Source organism: Sulfitobacter sp. HI0027 (assembly GCF_001634775.1).
Lineage (GTDB): Bacteria > Pseudomonadota > Alphaproteobacteria > Rhodobacterales > Rhodobacteraceae > Sulfitobacter.
The window spans coordinates 1-1506 of sequence record NZ_LWER01000074.1 but is presented as its reverse complement, the minus strand read 5'-3'; the positions used below and the strand labels follow the sequence as shown (position 1 = coordinate 1506).

Sequence of the window (1506 nt, the reverse complement as noted above, 5' to 3'; positions counted from 1 at the left end):
AAGCGCATCTCGGGCTGGCGAGCCGCGATGACAATCGCCTCGGCGTCGGCAGCGTCGTTTTTCTGGCGCTTCACGAACGGGCGAGCATACTGTGGCGCGATGAGTTTTACCTCATGTCCAAGCGCTTCCATCTCGCGCGCCCAATAATGTGCGCTGCCACATGCCTCGAGGATAACCAAGCTTGGCTCCTGCTTAGCCATGAACACGGGAAACTGCGTTCGCGTCAGCTTCTTGCGAAACTGAATCTCCCCCGTGTGCAGCGCCCCATGAACTTGAAAAACATTCTTTGCCAGATCGACCCCGATCATCATATCCTTCATCTCGCCGTCCTCCTCTTTGTGTGGCTTTCAACACCACGACCTTGGCACATTGCGATGCCGTCTGGGGAGGGCGGCAACCACTCCATCTGTGGACATTCATCTTGACGCAATCAAGGTAGCGGCAAGGTTCCAACTGGCTATGTAGCTACAATCCGTCTTGTCGTAGCGCGTTGCTATACCTCTGAATTCTTTGATTTTCGCGAAGTAGTTTTCAACCAGATGGCGCCATTTGTATGCTTCGGCATCAAAGTTGCGCTGAGGCTGGCGGTTCGTTTTCGGCGGGATCACGGCACTTGCGCCGCGTTCGTCCAGTTCTTCCAAGAGCCAGTTTGCGTCAAACGCTTTGTCCGCCAGTAGCACGCCGAAAGAAACGCCTCGGATTAGGGGCGCGACGCCTTTCATGTCGTGCGCTTGACCCGGCAGTAATAGAAAACGGACTAGGTTGCCCAGGGCGTCGACCAACGCAACGATTTTGGTCGTTAATCCTCCCCGCGAACGTCCGATAGCCTGAGCTTGAGTCCCCCTTTTGCGCCGGCCGCCTTTTGGTGAACCTGAACGATAGTGCCGTCGATGAGTGCGTATTCAAGGTCGGGATCGCCACTCATCGCGTTGAAAAGACGCTCGAATACGCCGGCGTTTGCCCAGCGACGGAAGCGACGAAACTGGCTATTCCAGTTTCCGAAAGCGGGCGGAAGATCACGCCATGGTGAGCCGGTCCGAACCCGCCAGAAAACTGCTTCCAGAAACAGCCGATTATCCTTTGCCGTGGCTCCCACGTCACTGGCTTTTCGCGGCAAATGCGGCTCAAGCCGCTGCCATACTTGATCTGTCATCACAAAGCGCTGCTCGTTCATTCAAACCTCCATTTGGAGAGCTTGAATCAGAAATCAGACCAGATGGGAATCCCGATTGTCCACAGATGGAGTGGTTGCCGCCCTCCCCAGACGGCATCGCAATGTGCCAAGGTCGTGGTGTTGAAAGCCACACAAAGAGGAGGACGGCGAGATGAAGGATATGATGATCGGGGTCGATCTGGCAAAGAATGTTTTTCAAGTTCATGGGGCGCTGCACACGGGGGAGATTCAGTTTCGCAAGAAGCTGACGCGAACGCAGTTTCCCGTGTTCATGGCTAAGCAGGAGCCAAGCTTGGTTATCCTCGAGGCATGTGGCAGCGCACATTATTGGG

General features: G+C 55.3%; 3 pseudogenes. 1 reads left to right on the top strand and 2 read right to left on the bottom strand.

Annotation, left to right across the window (positions count from 1 at the left end):
- Nucleotides 1-320: pseudogene (locus tag A3722_RS04335) on the bottom strand (IS110 family transposase); the annotation flags it as partial.
- A 96-nt stretch (nucleotides 321-416) separates the two neighbouring features.
- Nucleotides 417-1153 (bottom strand): annotated as a pseudogene (locus A3722_RS23135) (IS5 family transposase).
- A gap of 172 nt (nucleotides 1154-1325) precedes the next feature.
- Here A3722_RS23135 and A3722_RS04320 point away from each other — a divergent pair.
- Nucleotides 1326-1506: pseudogene (locus A3722_RS04320) on the top strand (IS110 family transposase); the annotation flags it as partial.